Genomic DNA, 255 nt, shown 5'->3' with positions numbered 1-255 from the left:
TGGCGCAAGACACCAAAGACGACATCCAAAAAGGTGTAGATGCCAAAACCACCGTTGACACCAAAGGCCTGACCTTCAACGGCGACAGCGGCAGCACCAATATCGAAAAACTCGGCTCCACCGTGACTGTTGCCGGCGACGACAACATCACCACTGAAGCCCAAGACGATAAAGTGACCGTCAAGCTGAACAAAGACCTGGTGGTAGACAGCGTCAAAGCCGGCGACACCACCGTGAACAACGACGGTGTGAAAG

At 54.1% G+C, this 255-nt stretch carries 1 protein-coding gene; it reads left to right on the top strand.

Annotated elements, in window-relative coordinates; all coding sequences use genetic code 11:
• Positions 1 to 255: hypothetical protein (locus ACTHUM_RS20170; protein WP_440361355.1), on the top strand; the 255-nt coding region annotated here is incomplete at both ends.

This window comes from Neisseria sp. P0021.S006, assembly GCF_051956895.1.
This window is presented reverse-complemented; position numbering and strand designations above follow the sequence as displayed.